Here is a 24,387-nt window from a genome sequence, read left to right as displayed (position 1 = left end):
TTTGAACACATAGATCATCCTTTCTATTCAGTTTTCAAGGACCTATTCGCATTCCAGGTCGTTAAGCAAATCCATCTTGGCAACAGCGCCATACTGCTCTTCGTACTTTCTCACGCAGTCTTTGATGTGCTGCTCAAGCCGGTTAGCTGGGATAAACAAGCGATCTTCTTTCTTTCCCCGGATCGACTCAGCAACTTCGACTGTTACGCAGTTGTTGTCGGCGTGGACATACACAACTTTCTGGAATGGCTCGAAGTCTTCACCAGTTGCGGCGCAATAACGAAGGGTTGTGATTTTCAAGCTGACTCACCCCCTATCAGGCCGTTCTCGCGCTGGATGCGATCCGTCACGGTTTTGAGGAGCTCATCCACCTCTTGTAACGCCTTGTTCTTCGCTTCAGAAGCTGGCTGTGGAACAAGTTGGTTGAGCACATCGTTGACATAGAGAGTCGCATTCACAACGCTTCGGAAGTCATCAGCGGTGCGTGGTTTGGTTTTGGTCATGCGGTTTCCTCCTTCTTGGAATCTTTCTTAACCGGAGCTTTTATGAAGTGCGTAAGCCCTTCTTTCATCGCTTCTGGATCAGGTTCATAGATGCGTCGAACCGTGATTCCAGTCGGTTGTCTGATTGGTTTTTTATCCAAGTGGTTCGCCTCCTCTCCCAGTAGGAGCGTTATTTATTTGTAGGATTTTCCTATCTCCTGTCGAATTTTGGTTGTAGGAAGAGCGTTTGCTTTGGTCGGCGCGTTCTTCCCAGCCCAGATAGACAGGAGGTGTAAATATGAGCAAAAAAATCGATGTACAAAAGCTTGCAGCTGAATTAAAGATTGATAACAATGAATTATTTTCAGAAGCTGTTAAAGCCATGAAAAGTGAACTGCAAAATAACCCTACTAACAGCAACATTCATATCAGTTTCCTTTTAGATGTAGCAACAAGACTTAGAGATCACTCTGAGCAATTTACAATTCAATTAATTCAAAAGGTTGTTGATGAAATTAAAGATTGATGCCTCTTCTTTTTAGTTCGTTGATAATTATTTGAGCCGTCGCCTGTTCGGCGGCTTCCAACTTCTCAACCCGCGCTTCCAGATCGGCAAAGCGTTGCTCGATGCTCATACTCTCACCCCCTTTCGTGAAGTGTGTGGTTAGGCTGAGTGATACGATTTATTTGAGCATTGCTCAACTTTATCTTCAAAAAAAATTTCTCTGGTTAGATCATTCAAATCGATGTCAAACATTTTAGCGATAACAGGAAGATGTTTCGCATCCAGTTTGTTCTCACCTGTCTCGATACGAAGATAGCCGCCTGCTGTTTTCAAACCGATAGCATCAGCCATTTCTTGTAAAGAAATTTTCCGAGAAACCCTTAACCCTCTCAGTTTGCTATAGTTCATTTATTTCACCACCTTTTTATTGATGTTTGCTCAACTTTATATCTAGATATTATTTGAGTTTTGCTCAAATGTCAATCATTTATTGCTAATTAATCAAATTTATTTTTAATAATCTCAGAAAATGTTATATTTGATTTGATGAAACAGCAAAGGAGGTAGACCGTTGACTCTCGGTGAAAGACTAAAACAAAAGCGTAAAGAACTGAAAATGACACAAGCTGATGTAGCAAAAAAGCTTGGGGTTGATAATACTACAATCTCTAAATGGGAGTCCGACACTTACCAACCTGATGCTGATAATCTTAGGAATTTGGCTGATTTATTATTAACTACTACTGATTATCTTACAGGTCGTATAAACGATCCTTCTGAGTCAATGACTCAAAATGATACTACTATCAATGTCGCCTTTTCCGACGGATTCAAAGATTTCGACAAACTGGACCCAGAAGAACAGGAAATCGTCATGGATACAGTTGCTGACATGATCGCCCGGTTCAAGAAGAAGAAAGAGGAACTTCGAGCGAAGAAAAAATAACCCTGCCTGAACCACTTGGACAAGCAGGGCTTTATTATAGATATCTCAGAAATTTATTACATAAAAGTAAATCTATATAAAACGGGAGGTTTCTATGGAGGCACTAGGCGTAAACGGTCAGATCGAAGTGACACAAAACAAAGTGATAATCAAAAGAAAAGGCATGCTTGCTAAGATGACACAAGGTTTAAAAGGTGATAAGGAAATTCTGATTAAGCAAATAACCTCTATTCAGTTCAAAGCCCCGGGGACGTTTACAAATGGATATATGCAATTCGCGTTTTCAGGCGGATCAGAAAACAAAGGTGGATTATTTGATGCTACCAAAGATGAAAATACCGTCATGTTCAATAAAAAACAGCAGCCAGATTTTGAAAAAATCAAAGCATTAATTGAGGAAAAAATGGAGGAGGCTACTACCGCAGCAACTCCTTCCGCTCCAATTGATACAGCAGAACAAATCAAAAAATTTGCTGAACTACGCGATGCAGGAATTTTAACCGAAGAAGAATTTCAAACAAAGAAAAAACAACTACTTGGTATTTAAAGCCCCCACCGGGCTCTTCTTTTACACCTAGATACGAACGTACGCTTGTATGCAGGAGAGGAACTATGCTTCATTACTACACAAAAACAGACCTCGAATCATGGATTGAAGAACAATACCAACAAGCAGGCATCGTATCTCCTGCACATCTGTCACTGTCGGAACTTTGCGATGTATTTGGAATCTATATTGACTATACATCTGGACGAAGTGCTGCTGTATGGGATGACGAACTAGCTATGGTGTACCTTGATCGCACTCTCTCAGTCCGTGAGCAGCGCGCTGCCTTCTTTCACGAACTTTGCCATCCATTACGCCATACAGCTCGCCAGCACGAAAGGGTGCCTGCTTTACGCGGTGTGGAAGAATGGCAGGAGATGCAAGCAAGTCAGTTTCAACTCTATGCTTCTGCGCCTTTCTATATGGTTGAGCAATTAGACTTTACAGGCAGACAAGTAGCTGCGACGATTGCTGAAAGCTTCGATCTTCCCTACTCACTCGCTTGGCGTCGGTGGGAGCAGATCGAGCGCCGGATTTTTCAGGCTCGGCTTGATGAAGAATTTCAACGTTACATAGAGCGAGAAGATCAAATGATTTTGTTTGATCGTACTGTTGCTCAATGACAAACTAAGCATTTTAATCACCTCAGAAAATCCCTACATATCCAGACCCTTCTTTTTCAGAATATATTTTTTGGTTGGGGGGAAATAAAATGTTCAATGCTACCGCTAGAGAAAAACTAGCAGACAAAGTTGGGTACGAGCGTTTCGTATTAAAAGAGTGCGTATTAGCTGTCGGAGAATATTTAGGCAATGTATCAGACCGCATAGATTTTGAATTTGATGATTCTCCAATTACTACTGTCTGTATGTATGTCGAATCTTCTTTATGCAGTGATGCCGTTTCAAAAGCTATTGAAAAACTCAGCCCTTTGATGTTTACAACTTCTTACAAAGTGCTAGATATGATTTTCGAGTGGTTGTTAGCCCAAAATCAAATCAGTCGCGATGGTGGATTTACAGGTAAAATCCAAAAATTAAGAACCGATTTATTTACTCCCCCTCCCTCTCTTGAAAACGAAGAGCATTTAATACAGACTCTTGTTGCGTTATATGACACTTTACGTCCTTACAGAAATGCGCTAGTACATCACGGTTGGGGTAATATCGAAAAGGGAAACTTGCATTTTACTGTTGAGAAACCAAAAATAACAAACAAAGAAATTACTCTTAAACAAGTTATATCCTTCTCAAATGCAATGAGTTTGCTTTCGAGTGAATTAATATCTCCAAATGGACATCCTTACATCATAAATACAATCAAGTGGCTACTTGACCATCTGCAAACATTTCACGGTGTCGAGCCCTTTAATATTGGAAAACCCGCTCACTATAACGTAATACATAGAACAAATATTAAGACGGAGGATATACCAGAAATTGATTTAAAGTTCATTCGAAAAAGGTTAGATCGTAATGATCCAGGACATCCTTTTTCATTTACCATCTTTATTCATGTACAAGAGGGTGATGTCGTGCGCAAATGGCAATTTGAATCAAGCCAGTTAGAAGAAATAGATACCTTGATATTAGATGATAAATGGAATGATTATTTAGCATAAAAATAAGCATGTCATTGCTGATACGCCTACTGGTTTTTGTTTTTGTCGCATACGCTTCATCAATGTATCCCAAGATTTCAAACTTTGCTCCACAATCAGGGCAGCTTTCTTGATTATCGGTTTCTGTATCGCAGAACGGACACGTATATAATATTCTAAATTTTATATCCTTAATTTCTCTATGTTCATGACACAAATCAGGGTCGGAAGGTGTTCCTTGAAATTCATTTCCGCAAACTTCGCACTTGCCAAAAAAGCGAGGAGACACATAACCTTCTTTAGTGGTTTCAGAAGGAATAAAACGAGTGATATTCAATATACTTATTCCTTTCGCTTTTTATTTTTAATAACAGCATATCCATGAGTGCCTTTGCTTACTAAAAGGCCCTTCTTTTTAACAAAAAAAACAGAAATAGAAGGTGAAATAAATGAGTGATTCAATTACTAACTCTGCAAGTAATCAAGCTGATCCAGAACAAGATTACATACATTTTAAAGCAAATATATTAGATAAAGAAGGAGAACTCACTTACATCTCTAATGAACTTACACGAATTAGCAATAGCAAACAATTTCTTCCTGGTTGGTACTTCTTTCGAGATCACTTCTTGAATAAACACTATGGATCACATGCAACCAACTTTTTAATTAATATTCTGGACGGACAATTACCTAATCTAAATCATCTATTAGCACCTAATAAACAAGCAGAACTAGGTTTATTTGCACATAAACACCGCGCTTTTCTCAGTAGAACCACAACGGCATCAAGAAATCCATTTTCATTAGCGTATATTGATACCAGCTGGAGTGATTATGAGAATTTAGTTCTTAACTTTCTACGTGCAGATGGAGAAAGTCTCGAATTGCACTTTGATCTTGACCAAAAAATTAGATTTATTCTGTTCATGTTAAATCAAATACCTGGAGACTTAGTAAGATACAATAAACATTTAGATAGTCAATACTTTGAAGACCTACAAAAAATCTCTAAGTCCCTCTCTGAAAGGGTAAGCACAGATGAGTAACGAGAACGCCGCTTCTTTCAATCCCACTCCCAATACATCCCTATCTTCTTCATTTAAAGGAAGCAGCTCATCAATGAGTGCCCAGAGAAAGAATGTTGCACAATTCCCTCCCGAATATATTACAATGATTGTAGAGAACCTAAATGGGCTGAACGAGTCCTTCCAGGAAATAGCATCGGGACTTCATGGTTCATCAAACGGAGGAGGTGGCGGTAATATGGATGATCTGAAAAGAAGGGTTGAGAACCTTGAAAAGAAAACAGACAAGATGGAAGAATCCATCAGGGGGATTGACTCCAAGGTTTCTGTCATCCAAGAACGCCTTAATAATATACCGACTTCTGCTGATCTGTTAAATACTGAGATGAGAATAACTAACGCTATCACCGATGCAATTAAAAGCGTGCCTACAGAGGATCGGATTAAAACCGTTATACGGGATGTAATAAAAGATGATGATGTTGCAAAAAAGACCTATGTGAAAGAGCAGGTCACTAGTGCGAAACTTTGGATTGTAGGTTCTATTATTTTCGCTATCGTTCTTGCAATTGTCCGTTTTGGATTTAAATAAACCTTACTCAATAAAAGAAGCCCTCCCAGGGCTCTTCTTTTTCACCACTAAACAGAACATACATTCCTATTATTCGCAGTTTTACCCACACTATTCACAGGAGGGCTATACATGAGGGTCGCCGTCTACATCCGCGTTTCCACCGAAGAACAAGTCGAGCGCGGTACAATCGAAAACCAAATTGAATTTGCTACAAAATATTGTGACCTGCACAAGCTCGAAATCACCGAGTGGTACAAAGACGATGGTATATCCGGTACAATTCCACTAGAACAACGCGAAGCTGGAAAGCAGCTCATCCAAGATGGCAAAGACAAAAAGTTTGATCTGCTGCTGATCTACCGCTTGGACAGGCTTGGCCGAGCTGCCCGCGTCATCCTGAACGCCGTACACGAGCTGGAGGGCTACGGTATCAAAATCAAATCCATGACAGAACCATTCGATACCTCTGACCCTTCTGGACGCTTCCTGCTGACCATTCTGGCCGGTGTAGCCGACCTTGAGCGCTCCACTATCTTAGATCGTCTCTGGCAAGGTGCTAACCGTGCAGCACGGGACGGAAAATGGATTGGTGGCATTGTACCTTACGGCTACCGCGTCAATGAAGATGGGTACTTGGAAATAAACGAAGATCCTTTACCTGGACTTGATCTCTCGGAGGCTGGTGTCATTCGCCTGATCTTTGACCTCATAACCAACCAAGACTACGGCTCCATCAAAATAGGTGAGCATCTGGATGCCCTCGGAATTCCTACGGCATACACGAAAGATAAACGGAAAGTAAAACGAGGTGATGGAAAGAGACGAGAAAAAACATCAGGTATCTGGCAACAAAGTCGGATTCTAGGGATTCTAAAGAATGAGGTATACAAAGGGATTCACTTCTACGGGAAACGTGCCTCTCGCCAGCGTGAGCTAATAGAACGTACTGTACCGGCCGTTATCTCAGAAGAACAATGGGAAGAGGCTCAGAGAGCCTTGAAACGCCACCGTATTGAGTCTCAAGTCGGCTCGCTGAATAATATACTCAAAGGATTAGTGAAGTGTGGAGAGTGTGGCAGAAGTTATTACTTGCACTCTTACGGCCAAAAAGGAAAAACGCTTTACTATTATGTATGTCTAGGGAAAACAACGCATCACACAAGAAACGGAGGGCGATGCTCTTCCAAAAATGTCCCACGTGAATGGTTAGATTCCATGGTGTGGAATGACATTCTGAACTTCGCCGCCAATCCCGGAAATATCTTAGAGGAACTGAAACCGGATGTGGAGAAACAACAAGATAACCGAGAAAGGCTTCAGCAGCAGCGCAATCTTCTGCGTAAGGCGCTGAAGGAAAAGGAAACGGAAAAGCAGTCGATTTTAGATTTGTTCCGGAAGAAATTTATTTCCAGTATAGATGTGGAGATTCAACTGGGGAAAATCGAAAAGGAAACAAAGCAACTGCAACAAGAAGAAAAGAACCTATCCTTCCTGATCGAGAATGAGCAGGTTGTAGAAACTCAGTTGCAAAATGCAGAATCTGTATTGAACGAGTTACAGACGAAGGTAAGCCAGGATATAGATTTCGAAGCAAAGTTTAGAATCGTCCATTCCCTCGTAAAAGAAGTAAAGGTTCATACGATCAAAAACCCAGAAGGACGCGACAAAGCTGAGGTTGCAATCAGGTATCTTTTTATGCAAACTCCTATCCACATGGGCACGGATTAAATGCGGACAGTAAAAGAAAGCGTGAGGGCAGGGTGAGCTTTCGACCGCTTCGAATTAATACAATCTTCCCATCTTCAAGTGGCTGGCGCATCGATTCCAGTACAGGCCGAGAAAACTCTGCCCATTCATCAAGAAACAGCACGCCAAGATGAGCCAAACTCATCTCCCCTGGCTTAGGCCAGGTCCCTCCTCCCGCTATTCCAGCTGGCGTAATCGAAGTATGAGGAGCACGGAATGGGGGTTGACCTCGCTGCTTAAATCTTTCTTCTAACAAGCCACAGGCACTATATATCGCATCCACTTCCAGCTCTTCTTCTTCATCAAGCAACGGCAAAATCGTGGGGAATCGATAGGCCATCATGGTTTTCCCTGTTCCCGGTGGACCAACCATACACAAATGATGCCGTCCGGCAGCTGCCACTTCCATCGCCCGCTTGACGTGCCGCTGCCCCCTTACCTCTGAAAAACAAAGATGAGAAATTTGAGATTCCATCTGGCCTACACGTAAGCTATCCAGTTTACTGATTTGTGCCAACTCTTCATCCGGACAGGCAAAAAGATCTACACATTCCCGCAAGGTGGCCGCCCGCAAAAGCGGAAGCCGAACACGCCCGACTTCCTCCCCTGTCTCTAATGGTACAACAGCCCCAGATCCATTCTGTTTACGCGCATCTAAAAGCATAGGCAAAAGACCCGGAACCGAGCGCAAACGTCCTTCTAGCGACAACTCTCCAACAAACAGCCAGTCCGCAAGACGATTGCGAACTTCAATCTGCCCGCTTGCAAGCAGGATCGCTACCGCGATGGCACAATCAAGCATGGAGCCTGCTTTCCGCATATCAGCAGGCGCAAGGTTAACCGTAATTCGCTGCAATGGAAAGGTAAATCCGCTGTTTTTGATCGCCGCCTTTACCCGCTCCCGTGCTTCTCGTACCGAAGACGCCGCCAGTCCACTAATATCAAAATGCGGCAGACCATTTGTAATATCTGCTTCTACCTCAATACATTTTCCTTCCACCCCGTATACAACCGCACTTTTTACACTGGCGAACATATTTACACTTCCTTTTTTTACCATAATTATACTATGGTGTATCCGCTGTGTATATGCCTGCTGTCAGGATTGTGGAAGTTGTAAAAAAACATAAAAAACCCTGCCAGGAGCAGCAGGGTAAGATGGAGGTGTTTCACATCGAGTACACTATTACAGTATGCGGTGTATTTTCTTTTTTCATGGACAGGTGCCTTGCAGGCGCACCCATTTTACGGCCCTTTTTCAGAAGGCATTCCGCATATGAACGATGTCCATCGCCCCACTATAGGATTTCGTGATGATGACGGCATCAAACCGGAACCGTCGTCCCCCTCCATACTGCTGCATGTAAGCAAGGGCTGCGCCGTGTATTTTCCGCTGTTTATGCGGGGTGATCGCCTCGCTCCCATGCCCAAAACGGGTCGTACGACGAGTTTTTACCTCGACAAACACAAGCTCATCTCCGTCGCACATCACAAGATCAATCTCGGCCGTACGTATGCGATAATTACGCGCCACAATCTCATACCCGCATGACTCAAGATAACGGCAAGCCGCTTCTTCCCCTTCCAGACCAAGCTCCCTTCTGCTGTTTGACCCACTCATGACGAACGACTCTGGCGGTCTGTCCGATAAACAAACGCCAGCAACTCCGCGACAACCTGATACAACTCAACGGGAATCTGTTCGTTTAATTCAAGGCCTGCGAGTACCTGCACAAGAGACGGATCTTCCTGAACCGGAATCCCATTCTCTTTTGCCTGCTCGACAATCTTATCAGCAACCAGCCCTTTTCCTTTTGCAATCACACGCGGCGCGTCCGCTTCCTGCAAATTATAACGAAGGGCGACAGCGCTTTTACGCGGATATTTCGCCGGCTCTCTCATATGCGGAAATCCACTCCTTTATAATTTGCCAGACTCGACGGTGGAGTGGCAAACGGTTTGGATTTCCCCTGCGAAGCAGTTGGCTCCGAACTCGCTGTACTTGCTACACCCTCATCTGGTATAGGTGACACACGTATCGAAGAAAGCCTATAACCCTGTTCAGCCAGACGAGCTTCCAGCGGGCCACGCAGTGCACTCACCATCTCCGGGATCTGCTCTCCGTCATTATACAGATGAACAGATAAAATTCGGTTGACAACCGAAACATCAAGCATCGTCTCACCCATGTTTTGCATGGATAAATAAAAAAACAGGCGACAGTTATCAGGGTCAAGCTCTCCATTCCTTTTGCGGCGCGACTCCACTTGAATGAGTGCATTTTCTCCATCTGGATTACCTGGCATCGGGAGTTGAAGTGCCACCTGGACAAAAGCTGAATCAGGCGCATTTGCTGTCATCAACTGCTGACCAGTAAGTTGGTGTATTGCCAGCTGTACTTGCTCACGCACTCCCTGCGGCAGCAGCTGGGCATCTTCATGCTGCAATAAGTGAAGCAGGGCTGCTTTCACATTTTGCGACACCGCCTGCTGCGACTCATTCTCCGTATTGATAGAAGCAGACGGCATAGCAAGCTGAGAAGAAGCCAGCTCCCGCTCATGGCGCAATCCAAGGCGATCAAATAATTCCATCACGATCGTCTTTGCTGCCGAAGCATCTGTCTGCGGACGAGTGGATTGCCACGCAGTGTGTTCATCAGTATCCGCCGCCTCACCACGATTCCCGGCGAGTATCTCCGCTGTCTGCTCCAGAACTGCACGGGTGCTACGGAGCGCTGGAAGCGCCTGCTCCACGGCTTGCTTCAGTGATGGCGAAAGTAGGCTCTGTGGCTGCTGTACCGCCTGCTCAAGCGAATCAGCCAGGCCCGTAAGCGAGCTTCCAATGCTTGTATTAGCCACAAATGCACGCAATGACAGCACGGTTTCTTTCGTAACCGGGAGCCCTTTCTTAAACGCCAGTAGGGCAGCATCGAGCGTCTCTTGATTGTTTCCAGCCTCGCTCATTACCTGTTGAAACGCACGTAGCGAATCTGCTTTCAGGGGAACATTCTGATCCACCAATGTTTTTAGCAGTTTCATATTTTCTTCATTTACCGATGCACCCAGACCGCGTGCCAGCCCCTCAAGGCCAGGGTCAGCCGCCACGTTTGGCTGGCCGGGCTGATTGATGACCTTGAGCGTAACAGGCTGACCGCCTGGCTGCACCTGTAACCATGTCCGCTGGCCCAGTTCAAGCGGTGTTTCTAGGCGCGCGGTTACCGTAAGTCCACCCAGTTGAACCGTAGCCATATTGTCCGGAAACAGCTTCAGCACCTTACCGGAAAACACCTGACCTGATTTCAGCTCGATAACAGATGAACGAACCTGTTGAATCTGATCCAGCATTTGCCCAATCAACATATTTTGAATCATAGCCAGTCCTCCCTCCCCATGTTAATCCAGCAGCACACCACCAAAGCTTAGCCGGTGAATTGGACACGGACCAAGCTTGCGCAGACCGGCTAAGTGCTCGGCTGTTCCATATCCCATATTAGCGGCAAATCCATACCCCGGATATTGCTCATCGTACGATTTCATCATCCGGTCACGCTCCACTTTGGCAATAATCGAAGCGGCTGCAATCGAGATGCTTTTTCCGTCTCCACCAATGATGCTTTTCTGCTCAATTGTAAGTCCTGGAATGGTGACCGCATCATTGAGCGTAATCTGGGGCGCTGGTGACAAATTCAGCACCGCTTCGCGCATCGCTGCAAGTGTGGCCTGATAAATGTTAATCTCATCAATCACCCCGCTGTCTTTGCCAGCAACCGAAACCGCAAGCGCACCCTCCATGATGACTTCGTACATCGCCTCACGCCGGGCAGCCGGAACTTTCTTCGAATCGTTCAATCCCGGCAAATAAAAATCAGCGGGGAGAATAACAGCTGCTGTGACGACAGGACCGGCAAGCGGGCCACGTCCAACTTCATCAACACCGGCAATATAGCTGTATCCTTGCGCCCACAGCTCCCGCTCCATTACACTCATCTCTTGCCAGCGCATTCGGTCTGCTTCTACACGCGCGCGAGCACGCTGCCACTGCTTATATGCATTCTGCACCCCGGAACGGCTATCTGCTTGAATGTGCGCCTGTTCATCGGGCGTCAGCTCTTTCCGTTCCGCAAGCCACTGTTTTACTTCTGTTATCGTCATTGCCTTCATGTCTGATAAGCCCCCTTCTTGCTCTCCTGTTCCCATTTATAACAAAAACGCGCAGCCAGGCCGCGCGTTTTACGAGATGTATGCTGTTTAGTACGGCGTAATATCGTCCATATTCACACGCGCCATATCAACGGTGAACGGATCATTCGGACGTTCGAGGGATATGGTGCCGATCTTTCCGCTACGTAGCTCGCGTAGAATCAGTTCCGACACTTTATCGTAATCAATATAGCCACCGCTCACGACGCAGCCCCGACGCCGTCCGATCGCATCGAGCACATCAAGCTTATTCTCTGGAATGTCCGTAAGCTGGTAACGTGAAGCGAGCGCACCCGGATAGTGCATCTGCAAATACGCAACCACAAACAATGCGACTTCCTGAAAATCAATAATTTCATCTTTAATCGCGCCGCTCGCCGCAAGACGCAATCCGACAAGCGGATCTTCAAACTTCGGCCACAGAATCCCCGGCGTATCAAGCAATTCGAGTACTTTGCCAACTTTCACCCACTGCTGCGCCTTCGTCACAGCCGGGCGATCTCCTGTCTGCGCTACTTTGCGCCCAGCCAGGCGGTTCATAAGCGATGATTTACCCACATTCGGAATGCCAAGAATCATCGCGCGAATGGCTCGATCCTGCATCCCTTTGGCACGGCGCTTCTCCATCATCTCTTCGACAAGCGCCTGGCACTCCTGCGGCAGTTTATTCACTCCGCGACCCGATAGTGCATCAAGCGGAAGAGCTCGAATCCCCTGATCGGAGAAGTGCTGTACCCATGCTTTCGTTACCGCTTCATCGGCCAGATCCGATTTATTGAGCAGAATTAGACGCGGCTTACCTGAGACAATCTCATCAATCATCGGATTGCGGCTCGAAAGCGGGAGACGCGCATCTAAAAGTTCAATGACAACATCAATCAATTTAAGTTTCTCTGTTACCTGACGACGCGCTTTGGCCATATGACCCGGAAACCATTGAATTGTCATATGACATCACCTACATTTCTCATTAGTGGAATCGAATTTTAGTATACGGCCAGATTACGACCTCGGACCGGCCAACCATTTCTTTTATGGCAACCGGACCGATGATGCGACTGTCCTGGCTGTTCTGACGGTTATCTCCCATTACAAAAACATGACCCGCAGGTATTTTTTGTTTCGGAAAATCATCCGTCAACTTATAGCCTTGCTGCTTTGCCTGTAGTTTATACTGGGCAAGATACGGTTCATCCACCGGCTTGTCATTTATGTACAGCTGGTCGTTCTTCATCTCTACCGTTTCACCTTCTGTAGCGATGACCCGCTTAATGTAGTCTTTCGTAGCGGAGGCATGAAACACGACAATCTCTCCACGTTTCGGTCCATTCAGATGATAGACAAGCTTGTTGACAATCAGACGCTCGCCATTTTCTAAGGTCGGCATCATAGACGAACCATCAACGAGAAACGGAGCGAATAAAAACGAGCGAATGATCAGTGCAAGAATGATAGCGATACCGAGCGCTTTAATCCATTCCCATGCTTCATTTTTCTTTTCTCCGTTTGGCGAAGACTGCTCTGTCATGGACATCCTCCTCGCTTTTTTATTATCGCTGCACTGCAAAAAAGGAGCTTGTATACAAGCTCCTTTTCGCATTAGCGACGAATTTCTTTAATACGTGCTGCTTTACCCACGCGATCGCGGAGGTAGTAAAGCTTCGCACGGCGAACTTTACCGTAACGGACGAGTTCGATTTTTTCGATTTTCGGGGAGTTCAGCGGAAGTGTACGCTCAACACCTACGCCGTAAGAAATCTTACGAACGGTGAATGTTTCGCTAATACCGCCTCCACGACGTCTGATCACGACACCTTCAAACACCTGGATACGTTCGCGCTGACCCTCGACTACTTTCAGGTGAACACGTACTGTATCGCCCGGGCGGAAGCTAGGGACGTCAGTTTTAAGGCTCGCTTGTGTAATTTCACGAAGAATCTGTTGCATTCTGTTCAACTCCTTCCAACAGATGTTCATTCCGTATGCGAAGTCCACGGTCTTATATCAGCCGCAACCTCAAAATAGGAAGAGGACCATCTTATTCAGAGGGCCGATTAAGCCCACAAAAAGTATAATATCATAACGGCTTTCCTGTTACAACTGCTGTTTCAGCCGTTTGGCAATTTTTTTTACTTCCTCACTAATCCCTTCGGCTTCTAGCAAGTCCGGACGGCGTTCGAGTGTTCGACGCACCGCTTCTTCAAGACGCCACTGCTCGATATTCTCATGGTGACCGGACAAAAGAATATCCGGTACGGTCCATCCCCTGAACTCAGCCGGGCGTGTATAGTGCGGATGCTCCAAAAGTCCCGTACTGTACGAATCTGACACCGCAGACTGGGCATTGCCAAGCGCTCCCGGTTGCAGACGTACGACGCTATCAATAATGACCATCGAAGCAAGCTCTCCACCCGTCAGCACATAATCCCCAATTGAAATCTCGTCGGTAACCAGATGTTCGCGAATGCGCTCGTCATAGCCTTCATAATGACCACAAATAAAAATAAGGTGATCCTCTTCCGCCAGCTCCTCAGCCAGCTTCTGGTCGTAGCGCTGCCCCTGTGGACACATGAGAATGACACGCGGACGTTTCCCAGGCTCTTCTGCCCCTGATCCCTCCACTGACGGCTCGATCAGTGATTCAACCGCGCGGAAAATCGGCTCGGCCTTCAGCACCATGCCGCCGCCACCGCCATACGGCATATCGTCTACCTGCCCATGCTTATTGCCTGAAAACTCCCGGAAATTCACAAGACGGAACGAGACGAGCCCTTTTTGCTGTGCCTTACCAACGATGCTTGTCCCGAGCACGCCTGTAAACATTTCCGGAAACAGTGTTAACACATCAATCTGCATATGATCCTCCTAGATCAGCCCCGGCAGAAGGTAGACTGTAATCCGTTTATCTGCGATGTTGATCTCACGCACGACGTCATCAATGTATGGAAGCAGGATGTCGGGTCCTTTATCTGGCTTCACAACCCATACATCGTTCGCGCCTGGCTGCAAAATCTCTTTGATTGCCCCAAGGCGTTCCCCTTCGTCTGTAAAGACCTCACAACCGATAATGTCCTGGAAATAAAATTCCCCTTTGTCAAGCTCACCCCGGTCTTCGGCACGCACTTTAAGCACCCCGCCTTTAAACTTCTCGGCCTCATTGATTGATGTAATTCCTTCAAACAAAAGAATATAGAAGTTTTTGTGAGGGCGAGCGGAAGCAACCGTCAGTGGCTTCGGCTGCGAAAACGACGGATGGAACAAATACAATACTTGCCCTTTTTTGTACCGCTCTTCCGGAAAATCTGTTTCTGAGATAATCCGCACTTCCCCGCGAATTCCCTGTGTGTTAACAAGCTTGCCTACTGTATAAAACTCACTCACCACGTTTTCCTCCTTCACGAATTTCGGCTACCAAACCATCGACGAGCACAATTTCCGCCCCACTCATCCGATCGTCCCACCGATCTCCGACACGAATTTCCACTTCGCTCTGCACCGTTGTATACGGAATTTCGCTTCCGTCCGCAAGTGATGCGATGTGTTCAAGCTGGTTTGCAATCCCCGCAAGCTTCTCTTCACGGGCGGCTTTTTCCTGGCTCAGGCGACGCTCCACAATAGCGATAGCATCACGGCCCTTACGCTGCGCTTCATGCATCAGCTTCTTGGCTTGAAAATCGAGCTGTTCAAGTTCTAGTCGATATCGCTCCTGCATGCCGCAAAGCTCTGTGTTTAGCTTCTGCCGTGCTGCTTCGGTCAGCACCATCAGCACTTTAATTTCCCGCTTAATTGTTAGCATGCTCATCCTCCCGTCAGAAGTCAGGCGCTAAATGGAAGAAAAGCCGGGAACGTTTCCGCTCCCGACTTATCTGTCAGCTGTTATCCTATTTCGATTGTGACACGTTCGTTCTCTTTGAGAGCCTTCGCACCAACAACCGTACGCAAAGCGCGGGCAATACGGCCCTGCTTGCCGATCACCTTGCCCATATCATCAGGATGAACAGACAAGCGATACGTCTTGCCGCGCTCCTGCGCCACTTCTTCAATCACAACAGAATCGGGATGGTCGACAAGAGCTTTTGCAATCACTTCAAGTAATGATTTCACGCTGTTTATCCTCCCGCCTGTTTATGCCATTACTTCTGGCGTTTTGCTTCGTGGAACTTCTGAAGCAGACCGTGCTTGCGGAACAGGGTGCGAACTGTATCAGTCGGCTGTGCACCTGTAGAAAGCCATTGCATAGCTTTCTCTTCGTTGATTTCAACGATAGCCGGTTGAGCTACTGGATTGTATGTGCCGATTTCTTCAATGAAACGGCCATCGCGCGGTGCGCGGGAATCTGCTACTACTACACGGTAGAACGGAGCTTTCTTTTGACCCATACGTTTTAAGCGAATTTTTACTGCCATTTGTTATTCCCTCCATGATTGTGTTTACACACTAATTAATTATTATAACAAAGTCATCCCTTAATGAAAAGACTTCATTTAGCATTTGTCATCCCATAAACGGGAATTTGAACCCGCCTTTTTTCTTGGCTTTGTCGGTCATCTTCGTGAACTGCTTCATCATCTTCCGCATGTCATCAAACTGCTTGATCAGCCGATTGACTTCCTGAATGGTCGTGCCGCTGCCCTTGGCGATGCGTTTGCGACGGCTGGAGTTAATAAGCTCCGGCTGCTGCTTCTCCACAATCGTCATTGAGCGAATGATCGCTTCGACGCGGCCAATCGCCCCATCGTCAATCTTGACATCTTTCAGACCTTTCATTTTGTTCATGCCAGGCATCATGTTAAGCAGTTCATCAAGCGGTCCCATCTTGCGCACCTGTGCCATCTGCTCCAGGAAGTCTTCGAACGTAAATTCCGCATTACGCATTTTCCGTTCCAATTCCTTTGCCTTCTCGACATCCACATCTACTTGCGCTTTTTCGATGAGCGTCAGCACATCACCCATACCAAGAATCCGGCTCGCCATCCGCTCTGGATAGAACGGCTCAAGCGCATCCATCTTCTCACCCATACCGGCGAATTTGATTGGTGTGCCGGTTACGGCTTTAACAGAAAGCGCGGCCCCGCCTTTTGTATCCCCGTCAAGCTTAGTGAGGACAACGCCGGTCAGTTCAAGCTGATTGTTGAAGCTCTCTGCTACATTCACCGCATCCTGCCCGGTCATCGCATCGACGACAAGCAGAATCTCGTTCGGCTTGGTGATCGCTTTAATCTCTTGTAACTCACCCATAAGCGCTTCATCAATGTGCAGGCGGCCTGCCGTATCGATCAGCACATAATCAAGGTGCTGTTCTTTTGCATGTTCAATCGCCGCACGCGCAATCTCGACCGGACTTGTCTGGTTACCCATCTCAAACACCGGAATATCCAATTGATTGCCAAGCACTTGAAGCTGCTTGATCGCGGCTGGACGATATACGTCACATGCGACAAGAAGTGGCTTACGGTTCTGTTTGCCACGCAAGTAATTAGCAAGCTTACCGGTGGTTGTTGTCTTACCGGCCCCTTGCAGCCCGACCATCATGACGACTGTCGGCGGACGATTCGATACAGCGAGCTTGCTCTGGCCGCCGCCCATCAGTTCCGTCAACTCATCGTTTACGACTTTAATAACATGCTGACCCGGTGTCAAGCTCTTCAATACATCTTGTCCGATGGCCCGTTCTTTGACACGGTTCACAAAATCTTTGACGACTTTAAAGTTAACGTCTGCTTCGAGGAGGGCTAGGCGCACCTCGCGCATCGCTTTCGTTACATCTTCTTCGCTTACTTTACCTTTGCCGCGAAGTTTGTCAAATGTTGATTGCAGTCGGCTGGCTAAACTTTCGAACGCCATAATCCGCCTCCTAATCTATCTCCATTTCTAATGCCAGAAGCTTGCGGGTGATCTCACAGGCACGCGAATCGCCACTGCCTGTCGGACACAATTCTTCTTTCAATTCCACAAGAAGCGCCTGTCGCTTCTCATAGCGACCAAGCAACCCGAGCTTGCTTTCGTACTCCTCGAGCATCTTCGCCACCCGCTTAACCTGTTCAAACACCGCCTGACGGCTAATGTTCTGCAGTTCGGCAATCTCACCAAGCGATAAATCGTCCCGGTAGTACAGTTCAAAATACTGGCGCTGCCTCTCTTTCAACAGCGGGCCGTACATGTCGTACATCAGATGAATGCGTGTCGTTTCTTCAAGCATCGGATTCATCTCCCGTGTCCAGACGTTCGGTGTAAAGCTTGAATCCTTTACAGGAACTAATCATACCGAACGCTGAAACAAGTGTCAAGTATTTTGTCTTTACTCCCCGAGATTTTCTTCCTCTTCTTTTTCAATTGCGCCCGCAAACAGCGCGTGAACGAACTGCTCTGGATCAAACGGTTGTAGATCGTCCATTTTCTCACCGAGCCCGACGTATTTTACTGGCACATTCAACTCGTTGCGAATGGCGATCACAATGCCACCTTTTGCCGTACCATCAAGCTTTGTGAGCACAAGGCCGGACAAGTCAGCCGATTCACTAAACGCTTTGGCCTGGCTGAGTGCATTCTGACCGGTTGTCGCATCGAGCACGAGCAGCGTTTCATGCGGTGCACCTGGAATCTCCCGGGAAATAACCCGCTTGATTTTTGCGAGTTCTTCCATCAGATTGACTTTATTCTGCAGGCGGCCTGCAGTGTCGCACAGTAACACATCCGCTTTTTTCGTACGGGCTGCCTGGATGCCATCATAAATGACCGCCGCCGGGTCTGATCCCTGCTGCTGCTTCACAACTTCAACGCCTACACGCTCGCCCCATACTTCCAACTGCTCAATCGCTCCGGCACGAAACGTATCGCCTGCTGCCATGACTACATTCTTCCCCTGACTTTTGAACATGTGTGCCATTTTGCCGATCGTTGTCGTTTTCCCTACCCCATTAACACCGACGAATAGGATGACATTCATCCGGTCCTCTTCAATGTTAAGTGACAGGTCTTCCTCTTTATTTTTCAACAAGCCGACCAGTTTTTCAGACAGAAGCGGCTGCAAGTCGTGTGCATTTTCAATTTTTTGCTTCCGCGCTTCGGAACGTAGATCGTCAACTAACTCCATAACGGTTGTTACGCCGACATCGGCTCCGATGAGGATTTCTTCTAGCTCATCATAAAACTCATCATCAATTCGCTTGTAGCGGCGGACGAGGTCTTCGACTTTCTCAAATGCGCCCCGTGTTTTCGTTAGACCTTCTTTAAACTTGTTTGTAATGACCTCAGCCTGGCCGGAAATTTTTTCTTTCAATTTCTTAAAGAAACTCATGGCATGTATCCTTTCTATGCAAAGTACGTCTATGTAGCCGCCTCTTCTTCTAAGCGTACAGAAACTAATTTAGAAACACCTGATTCCTGCATCGTTACCCCATAGAGCACGTCTGCGCCTTCCATCGTGCCTTTGCGATGGGTCACAACAATAAACTGGGTGTTGGCACAAAACTCGCGCAAGTACTCAGCAAAACGCTTGACGTTCGCTTCGTCAAGCGCGGCTTCGACCTCATCCAGTACGCAAAACGGCACCGGCTTGACGCGCAGAATCGAGAACAGAAGCGCAATTGCTGTTAACGCCTTCTCCCCGCCAGACAGAAGCGCTAAATACTGAAGCTTCTTACCCAGTGGCTGGGCGACGATCTCAATGCCTGTCTCAAGCAGATTGTCTGGGTTGGACAGCTGCAGATCCGCCCGTCCACCTCCAAACAGCTGAGTAAATACCATCTGGAACTGTTCACGAATCGCTTCGAATGATTCCTTGAAGCGGCGCGACATCTCGCTTTCGATATCTCCGATCACCTGATAGAGCGTTGCTTTTGCCTCACTCAAATCACGGTGCTGGGTTAGGAGGAATTCCTGGCGGTCATGCAGCCGCTCATATTCTTCAATCGAACCAAGATTCACCGTGCCAAGCGCTGCCATCTGCTGACGGGTTTGCTTGACGATTGTTGCAGTTTCTTCCAGATTATCCGGAAGTGGAAACTTTACCTTCGCCATCTCATAGCTCAGTTCATACTCTTCCTGCAGCTTATTCAGCAGCGTATCAAGCTCGACATCCATACGCTCACTTCGTACCTCATGACGGTGCAGCCTATCTTCGACATCTTTTACATGACGGCGACGTTCTTTCGTATCTGCCTCATGCTGGGCAAGCTTCGCATATACATCCTGCCGCTTCTGACGTTGCTCCTGAATGTGTACGGTATACTGCTCTTTCTGGCTACGCAAGCTGCGAATACTCGCATCAAATTTCTCTTCTTCTTCATCACTTGTAGCGGCATCAGAATCAAGCATAAACAGCGCTTTTGTCGTCGCTTCGAGATCTTGTGAAATAACCGCAAGTTCCTGATTCAAGCGCCGCTGCTCTGCAAGGCGTGCCTCATGCTGCTCACGTCTTGTTGCGACTTCCACTTTCAGCTCCGTGATGCGAGCACTGAGCGCTTCTTTGCTTGTTTCTTTCTCCCTGCGGCTCGCTTCTGCAAGCTCAATTTCCTGCTGCTTTTCCTGATCGGCAATCGCAAGCTCTTCTAGCTCTTCTTCAATGATCGCAATCCGACGCCGCGCCTGATCCTGCTCCCCTTCAAGCATGGACTGGTCATGACGGAAAAATTCCCATCGTTCCGCGATGTTCTTCTCCGCTGAATCCAGTTCTCGCAAAAGCCTACTGAGTTCCTGCTCCTGTGCGCGAAGCTTCTCACCGCTCACCCGGCGTTCTTCTTCCCGCGCGGCGATTGCTGCTGCTTCTTCCTCCAGTGCCTCCAGACGTGCATACTGCTCGTCATTCGCCTGCTTCTGACGGACAATGGCAGCTTCAAGCTGTTCAAGTTCCCGCTGGCGGCCAAGCAAGTGATTCGACCGCTGCTGCACAGAACCCCCACTCATCGAACCACCTGGATTCACTACATCCCCTTCCAGCGTGACAATGCGATAGCGATAGCCAAGCTGACGAGCCGCCGCATTCGCCTGCTCCAATGTCTCGGTCACAATAACGCTACCTAGCAAGTTGTACACAATGGAGGAATAGCGCGCCGCCGCATGCACAAGCTCGGCAGCAACACCGATTACACCGGGAAGCGCAAGCACGCGCGATCGCTCCGAATCCGGAAGCGTACGTGGCTTAATGACGTCAAGCGGCAAAAATGTGGCCCGCCCGGCCCGTCGACTTTTGAGAAGGGTAATTGCCTGGCGACCAACCGACTCATTGGCAACAACCACGTGCTGCATCGCGCCGCCCAGTGCCGTCTCCAGCGCAATCTCATACTGTTTCTCGACCGATATCAGTTCCGCCACAGCGCCTTCTACGCCTTCAAATCCGCGTTCGCGTGCTTTCAAAATCTCCTTAACACCCTGCATAAACCCGGAAAACTCCGCCTGCATATCGCGCAGCACATCGCGTCGTGACACGAATCCATTCAACTTATGTTCGCCCTGACGCAGTTCCTCAAGCCCCTGTGTTCGCTCATCCGCATACTTCTTGCGGGCAGACGCTTCATCCTGAAAAGCAGCCAGGCTATTCGCCAGCTGCACACGAACATCCGAGAGTTCCTGTTCCAATTCAGCACGGCGGGCCGCAATGCTGTCTTTCTGGGCAATCAACTGTTCATTGCTCTGTGCGAGACGCTCTGCTTTGTGCCCGCTCGTCTCGATTATTTGTTCATGGTGGCGCACTTCATTGCGCAGAGCTGCCATCTGGTTGAGAATTTCAAAATAATCCGCTTTCAGCCGTTCAATATCTTTATCCGTAAACGTCGTGAAATTCGCGTATCGTCTCTGCTCAGAAGACAGTTCTTTTTCCAGCTCAGCAAGCTGGATAGAGGCCGTATCAACCTGCTCATCAATCTGCGCAAGCTCCTGTCGCAGTGCTTCCTGCTTCTCACTAAGCCCGACTGCCTTGCCGCGCGCATCCTGCTTGTTGCGGCTGAAATTGCGCAAACGCTCGCGCAACACCTCGCGCAGCCCTTCTGCTTTCTCTGTTTCTTCCGTTACAGTAAGCAGTCGCTGCTGTAGGTCCTCAAGAACACTGTCCTGCTCGGATGCATATGCTTTTAAATCGGCCACTTTCGCATCCATGCGGTTAATCTCCGCCGCGCATTCTACCTGCTCGTTCGTCAGTTCCTCTACTGTCTTTTTGAGTGCTTCCCACTCTTCATGCAGCACATCAAACTGCTTTACATACAGGCCAATCTCGTGGCGTGCTAGCTCTTCTTTCAGACGTACATACTCGCGTGCCTTATCTGCCTGCTCGGCAAGTGGCTCGATCTGCTCGGCGATCTCGCTCATAATATCCTGGACGCGCACAAGATTTTGCTCTGTTTCGTCCAGTTTTTTTACGGCTTCCTTCTTGCGTGCTTTGTATTTCACAATCCCAGCCGCTTCTTCAAACAGTACACGCCTGTCTTCCGAACGTGTACTCAAAATCTCTTCGATTCGCCCCTGGCCGATGACAGAATACGCTTCCTTGCCGACACCCGTATCCATAAACAGTTCGACAATATCACGCAGGCGACAGCTCTGACGATTAATGGAATATTCACTGTCTCCCGATCGATACACGCGCCGGGTAACCGTAACTTCAGAAAAATCCATTTTCAATTTCTGGTCTGCATTATCAAGCGTGAGCGATACTTCACAGTAATTCACTGGCTTGCGGCCATCACTACCGGAAAAAATAATATCTTCCATTTTGGCACCGCGCAGTGATTTTGCGCTCTGCTCCCCTAGTACCCAGCGAATCGCATCCGAAATATTGCTTTTCCCGCTGCCGTTCGGACCTACGACGGCTGTAATGCCCGGCACGAACTCCAATTCTGTCCGGTCTGCAAACGATTTAAACCCTGTAATTTCGAGGCGCTTTAGAAACATCTCCAGCCTCCCTGCCAAAAATTCAAAGCTTCCTTCACTTTATCATGTTATTGCATAAGAAAAAACGTCCCGTCGGCTTTTTTTAGCCGAACAGGACGCAAAAACTTGCACAGCCACCCTACAAATCTGTAAACGAGAGTGTACCGACTGTAGACGAGCTCTCCCAACTCACCGTATAGCGAGGGTGGTCCCGATCCAATACGAGCTTCGATTCATCCCGCATCTGCTGCGCAAATGTCCGCCATACCATTCCCTTAGGACCCCGCACTGCTGTCTCATCTGCCGGATGAATGCGCACATTCAGGCAAGCCTGTGTGTCCGGAACAATCGCCTCCATCATCCGCTTCAGCAAGCGGCTGAATAATTCCGTTTCCACCAGTTGGCGAAACGAAGGATGGAGAGGACCGGCAAGCACAGTTCCTGCCTGGCGTAAATCATCCGAAGAGTGAAGCCCCATCCGAATGACCGGAATGCCCGCTTTCAGTAACGGAAGCCATACTTCGGCTGTCCACTGTACCGCTTCGTCTACGGTCAGCGGCACATATTCTCCGCTACGGTACATCCCTTCAAGCTCCGTACCCGCAATAACGAGCGCCGGATAAATCCGCATAAAGTCTGGACGGAGCATGGCAGCCGCCTGTGCCGTACGCACACTAATCGCACGCGTATCTCCCGGAAGACCCGGCAGAAGCTGTAAGCCAAGCTGCACAGTTGGATACTGACGAATGATCGCAACCGCACGCTCGACATGGGCTGCCGTATGCCCGCGTTTAGCCCGGGCCAGCACCTCATCGTCAAGCGACTGACAGCCAAGCTCGATAGACGTCACGCCATACGATAACAAGAAATCCATAATATGCGGCGCAATATAATCCGGACGCGTGGACAGGCGAATACCGGATACCTTACCTGCTGCCACGAATTCATGAGCGATACTGAGAAGCATCGTCTGATATCCGCGCGGCAACCCTGTAAAACTGCCGCCAAAAAATGCAATCTCCACCGTCTGATCCGAACGAATGGTAGCTAGCTGTGTTTCAATCGACTGCCGCACATCTTCTTCTGTCAGCTGACGCTCCCGCTTCTGCCCGGTAATGCGTGCCTGATTGCAAAACACACAATCTTTCGGGCAGCCCTGATGAGGAACGAACAGCGCGATGTTAACGTGCCGCTTCACGCCTGTCTTTTGACAGCCAGCTCTTTCATCGCCATCGAAGCTGCATGCTGCTCTGCTTCCTTCTTGGATCGTCCCTTTCCTTGACCGAGCACATTGCCATTCAGTGTGACTTCAGATACGAACTCTCGGCTGTGCGCCGGACCCCGTTCCTGAACGATCGCGTACTGAATCTCACCAAGACCGTCACGCTGTACGAATTCCTGCAGTTGGCTTTTGTAGTCGGTTACGCGCATAAATTCACCGCGATTAATACGCGGATACACGTATGTCTCCAGGAAACGGGATACGGCGTCCATGCCCTGATCGAGATACAGTGCACCGATGAAGGCTTCGAACACATCAGCAAGAAGCGCGGGGCGGAATCGTCCGCCTGTTAGCTCCTCACCCTTGCCAAGCAAAATCAGATCGCCAAAGCGAAGCTGATTAGCAAACATGACAAGCGACGGTTCGCATACGACAGCAGCCCGTAATTTAGTTAACTCACCTTCCGCCATTTTCGGAAAATGATGGTACAAAAACTGCGAAATCGTCAGCTCTAACACCGCATCACCGAGAAATTCAAGCCGCTCATTATCCTGAAACGGCTTGCCCCGGTGCTCGTTTACATATGAGGAATGTGTAAAAGCTTGCCGGAGCAGTTTTTCATTTTTGAATTGGACACCAATTTCATTCTGGAAACGTGCAAAGTCCACCGCTCTC

General features: G+C 47.8%; 31 protein-coding genes. 8 read left to right on the top strand and 23 right to left on the bottom strand.

Going from position 1 to position 24,387, the window contains the following annotated elements; genetic code table 11:
- Positions 1-42: 42 nt before the first annotated feature.
- From CB4_RS08780 to CB4_RS20900, 3 genes are read right to left on the bottom strand one after another with little or no spacing between them, the layout of a single operon-like run.
- On the bottom strand, positions 43-300 hold the full coding sequence (locus CB4_RS08780) for a hypothetical protein (RefSeq protein ID WP_096465061.1): 258 nt from the start codon (positions 298-300) through the stop codon (positions 43-45).
- Positions 297-503, bottom strand: coding sequence for a hypothetical protein (locus tag CB4_RS08775; RefSeq protein ID WP_096465060.1), 207 nt, complete (start codon positions 501-503; stop codon positions 297-299). Before CB4_RS08775 ends, CB4_RS08780 begins: the two co-directional genes overlap by 4 nt.
- Positions 500-643, bottom strand: a complete 144-nt coding sequence (locus CB4_RS20900; protein WP_157737885.1) for a hypothetical protein — start codon at positions 641-643, stop codon at positions 500-502. Before CB4_RS20900 ends, CB4_RS08775 begins: the two co-directional genes overlap by 4 nt.
- Before the next feature lie 137 nt (positions 644-780).
- On the opposite strand from CB4_RS20900, the gene CB4_RS08770 reads away from it, so the two are divergent.
- Positions 781-1,008, top strand: coding sequence for a hypothetical protein (locus tag CB4_RS08770; RefSeq protein ID WP_096465058.1), 228 nt, complete (start codon positions 781-783; stop codon positions 1,006-1,008).
- A 138-nt stretch (positions 1,009-1,146) separates the two neighbouring features.
- On the opposite strand, the gene CB4_RS08765 is transcribed toward CB4_RS08770, so the two are convergent.
- Positions 1,147-1,395: a helix-turn-helix domain-containing protein gene (locus CB4_RS08765; RefSeq protein WP_096465056.1), complete on the bottom strand. Its 249-nt coding sequence runs from the start codon at positions 1,393-1,395 to the stop codon at positions 1,147-1,149.
- Between the two features lie 163 nt (positions 1,396-1,558).
- On the opposite strand from CB4_RS08765, the gene CB4_RS08760 reads away from it, so the two are divergent.
- The 7 genes from CB4_RS08760 (at position 1,559) to CB4_RS08730 (ending at position 7,410) form a co-directional block, all read left to right on the top strand.
- Entirely contained in the window at positions 1,559-1,933 is a 375-nt protein-coding gene (locus tag CB4_RS08760; RefSeq protein ID WP_096465054.1) for a helix-turn-helix domain-containing protein, read from the top strand.
- A gap of 94 nt (positions 1,934-2,027) precedes the next feature.
- Positions 2,028-2,480 carry a DUF4429 domain-containing protein gene (locus CB4_RS08755; protein ID WP_096465052.1) on the top strand — a complete coding sequence of 151 codons (453 nt, stop codon included), beginning with the start codon at positions 2,028-2,030 and terminating at the stop codon, positions 2,478-2,480.
- A 65-nt stretch (positions 2,481-2,545) separates the two neighbouring features.
- The gene (locus CB4_RS08750; protein WP_096465050.1) at positions 2,546-3,103 is read left to right on the top strand and encodes a terminase; all 558 of its coding nucleotides are present in this window, start codon (positions 2,546-2,548) and stop codon (positions 3,101-3,103) included.
- 89 nt (positions 3,104-3,192) lie between these two features.
- Positions 3,193-4,101: a hypothetical protein gene (locus CB4_RS08745; RefSeq protein ID WP_096465048.1), complete on the top strand. Its 909-nt coding sequence runs from the start codon at positions 3,193-3,195 to the stop codon at positions 4,099-4,101.
- Positions 4,102-4,529: 428 nt separating this feature from the next.
- Complete coding sequence (locus tag CB4_RS08740) at positions 4,530-5,129, top strand: hypothetical protein (protein ID WP_096465046.1); 600 nt, start codon at positions 4,530-4,532, stop codon at positions 5,127-5,129.
- On the top strand, positions 5,122-5,700 hold the full coding sequence (locus CB4_RS08735; RefSeq protein ID WP_146226556.1) for a hypothetical protein: 579 nt from the start codon (positions 5,122-5,124) through the stop codon (positions 5,698-5,700). The genes CB4_RS08740 and CB4_RS08735 overlap by 8 nt, the downstream gene beginning before the upstream one ends.
- 111 nt (positions 5,701-5,811) lie before the next feature.
- Positions 5,812-7,410, top strand: a complete 1,599-nt coding sequence (locus CB4_RS08730; RefSeq protein ID WP_096465043.1) for a recombinase family protein — start codon at positions 5,812-5,814, stop codon at positions 7,408-7,410.
- On the opposite strand, the gene CB4_RS08725 is transcribed toward CB4_RS08730, so the two are convergent.
- From CB4_RS08725 to rnc, 19 genes are all read right to left on the bottom strand, one after another.
- Positions 7,388-8,464, bottom strand: a complete 1,077-nt coding sequence (locus CB4_RS08725; RefSeq protein WP_157737883.1) for a YifB family Mg chelatase-like AAA ATPase — start codon at positions 8,462-8,464, stop codon at positions 7,388-7,390. The genes CB4_RS08730 and CB4_RS08725 overlap by 23 nt on opposite strands.
- A gap of 222 nt (positions 8,465-8,686) precedes the next feature.
- Positions 8,687-9,049 (bottom strand): YraN family protein, encoded by a 363-nt coding sequence (locus tag CB4_RS08720; protein WP_096465039.1) that lies wholly within the window; start codon positions 9,047-9,049, stop codon positions 8,687-8,689.
- The gene (locus CB4_RS08715) at positions 9,046-9,330 is read right to left on the bottom strand and encodes an EscU/YscU/HrcU family type III secretion system export apparatus switch protein (RefSeq protein ID WP_096465037.1); all 285 of its coding nucleotides are present in this window, start codon (positions 9,328-9,330) and stop codon (positions 9,046-9,048) included. The genes CB4_RS08720 and CB4_RS08715 overlap by 4 nt, the downstream gene beginning before the upstream one ends.
- Positions 9,327-10,799, bottom strand: coding sequence for a hypothetical protein (locus CB4_RS08710; RefSeq protein ID WP_096465035.1), 1,473 nt, complete (start codon positions 10,797-10,799; stop codon positions 9,327-9,329). The genes CB4_RS08715 and CB4_RS08710 overlap by 4 nt, the downstream gene beginning before the upstream one ends.
- 21 nt (positions 10,800-10,820) lie before the next feature.
- Positions 10,821-11,588, bottom strand: coding sequence for a ribonuclease HII (locus tag CB4_RS08705; protein WP_269459520.1), 768 nt, complete (start codon positions 11,586-11,588; stop codon positions 10,821-10,823).
- Positions 11,589-11,675: 87 nt separating this feature from the next.
- Entirely contained in the window at positions 11,676-12,575 is a 900-nt protein-coding gene (gene ylqF / locus CB4_RS08700; RefSeq protein ID WP_096465034.1) for a ribosome biogenesis GTPase YlqF, read from the bottom strand.
- Positions 12,576-12,597: 22 nt separating this feature from the next.
- Positions 12,598-13,155: a signal peptidase I gene (lepB, locus tag CB4_RS08695; protein WP_096465032.1), complete on the bottom strand. Its 558-nt coding sequence runs from the start codon at positions 13,153-13,155 to the stop codon at positions 12,598-12,600.
- A 71-nt stretch (positions 13,156-13,226) separates the two neighbouring features.
- Positions 13,227-13,574, bottom strand: a complete 348-nt coding sequence (gene rplS, locus CB4_RS08690; protein ID WP_096465030.1) for a 50S ribosomal protein L19 — start codon at positions 13,572-13,574, stop codon at positions 13,227-13,229.
- A gap of 147 nt (positions 13,575-13,721) precedes the next feature.
- Complete coding sequence (trmD, locus tag CB4_RS08685) at positions 13,722-14,483, bottom strand: tRNA (guanosine(37)-N1)-methyltransferase TrmD (RefSeq protein WP_096465028.1); 762 nt, start codon at positions 14,481-14,483, stop codon at positions 13,722-13,724.
- A 9-nt stretch (positions 14,484-14,492) separates the two neighbouring features.
- Positions 14,493-15,008, bottom strand: a complete 516-nt coding sequence (gene rimM / locus CB4_RS08680; protein ID WP_096465026.1) for a ribosome maturation factor RimM — start codon at positions 15,006-15,008, stop codon at positions 14,493-14,495.
- A complete protein-coding gene (locus tag CB4_RS08675) occupies positions 15,001-15,423 on the bottom strand; it encodes a YlqD family protein (RefSeq protein ID WP_157737881.1) in 423 nt (140 codons plus the stop codon). The genes rimM and CB4_RS08675 overlap by 8 nt, the downstream gene beginning before the upstream one ends.
- Positions 15,424-15,503: 80 nt before the next feature.
- On the bottom strand, positions 15,504-15,731 hold the full coding sequence (locus CB4_RS08670) for a KH domain-containing protein (protein ID WP_096465022.1): 228 nt from the start codon (positions 15,729-15,731) through the stop codon (positions 15,504-15,506).
- Positions 15,732-15,760: 29 nt separating this feature from the next.
- Positions 15,761-16,033, bottom strand: coding sequence for a 30S ribosomal protein S16 (gene rpsP, locus CB4_RS08665; RefSeq protein WP_096465020.1), 273 nt, complete (start codon positions 16,031-16,033; stop codon positions 15,761-15,763).
- Positions 16,034-16,121: 88 nt separating this feature from the next.
- Entirely contained in the window at positions 16,122-17,471 is a 1,350-nt protein-coding gene (gene ffh / locus CB4_RS08660) for a signal recognition particle protein (protein ID WP_096465018.1), read from the bottom strand.
- Positions 17,472-17,481: 10 nt separating this feature from the next.
- Positions 17,482-17,826 (bottom strand): YlxM family DNA-binding protein, encoded by a 345-nt coding sequence (gene ylxM / locus CB4_RS08655; RefSeq protein WP_096465016.1) that lies wholly within the window; start codon positions 17,824-17,826, stop codon positions 17,482-17,484.
- A gap of 99 nt (positions 17,827-17,925) precedes the next feature.
- A complete protein-coding gene (gene ftsY / locus CB4_RS08650; protein ID WP_096465014.1) occupies positions 17,926-18,924 on the bottom strand; it encodes a signal recognition particle-docking protein FtsY in 999 nt (332 codons plus the stop codon).
- A gap of 29 nt (positions 18,925-18,953) precedes the next feature.
- Positions 18,954-22,511, bottom strand: a complete 3,558-nt coding sequence (smc, locus tag CB4_RS08645; protein ID WP_096465012.1) for a chromosome segregation protein SMC — start codon at positions 22,509-22,511, stop codon at positions 18,954-18,956.
- 118 nt (positions 22,512-22,629) lie between these two features.
- Positions 22,630-23,628, bottom strand: a complete 999-nt coding sequence (locus CB4_RS08640; RefSeq protein WP_231956199.1) for an elongator complex protein 3 — start codon at positions 23,626-23,628, stop codon at positions 22,630-22,632.
- Between the two features lie 56 nt (positions 23,629-23,684).
- A complete protein-coding gene (gene rnc, locus CB4_RS08635) occupies positions 23,685-24,380 on the bottom strand; it encodes a ribonuclease III (RefSeq protein WP_096465008.1) in 696 nt (231 codons plus the stop codon).
- Positions 24,381-24,387 lie beyond the last annotated feature (7 nt).

Source organism: Aneurinibacillus soli (assembly GCF_002355375.1).
Classification (GTDB): domain Bacteria; phylum Bacillota; class Bacilli; order Aneurinibacillales; family Aneurinibacillaceae; genus Aneurinibacillus; species Aneurinibacillus soli.
This window is presented reverse-complemented; position numbering and strand designations above follow the sequence as displayed.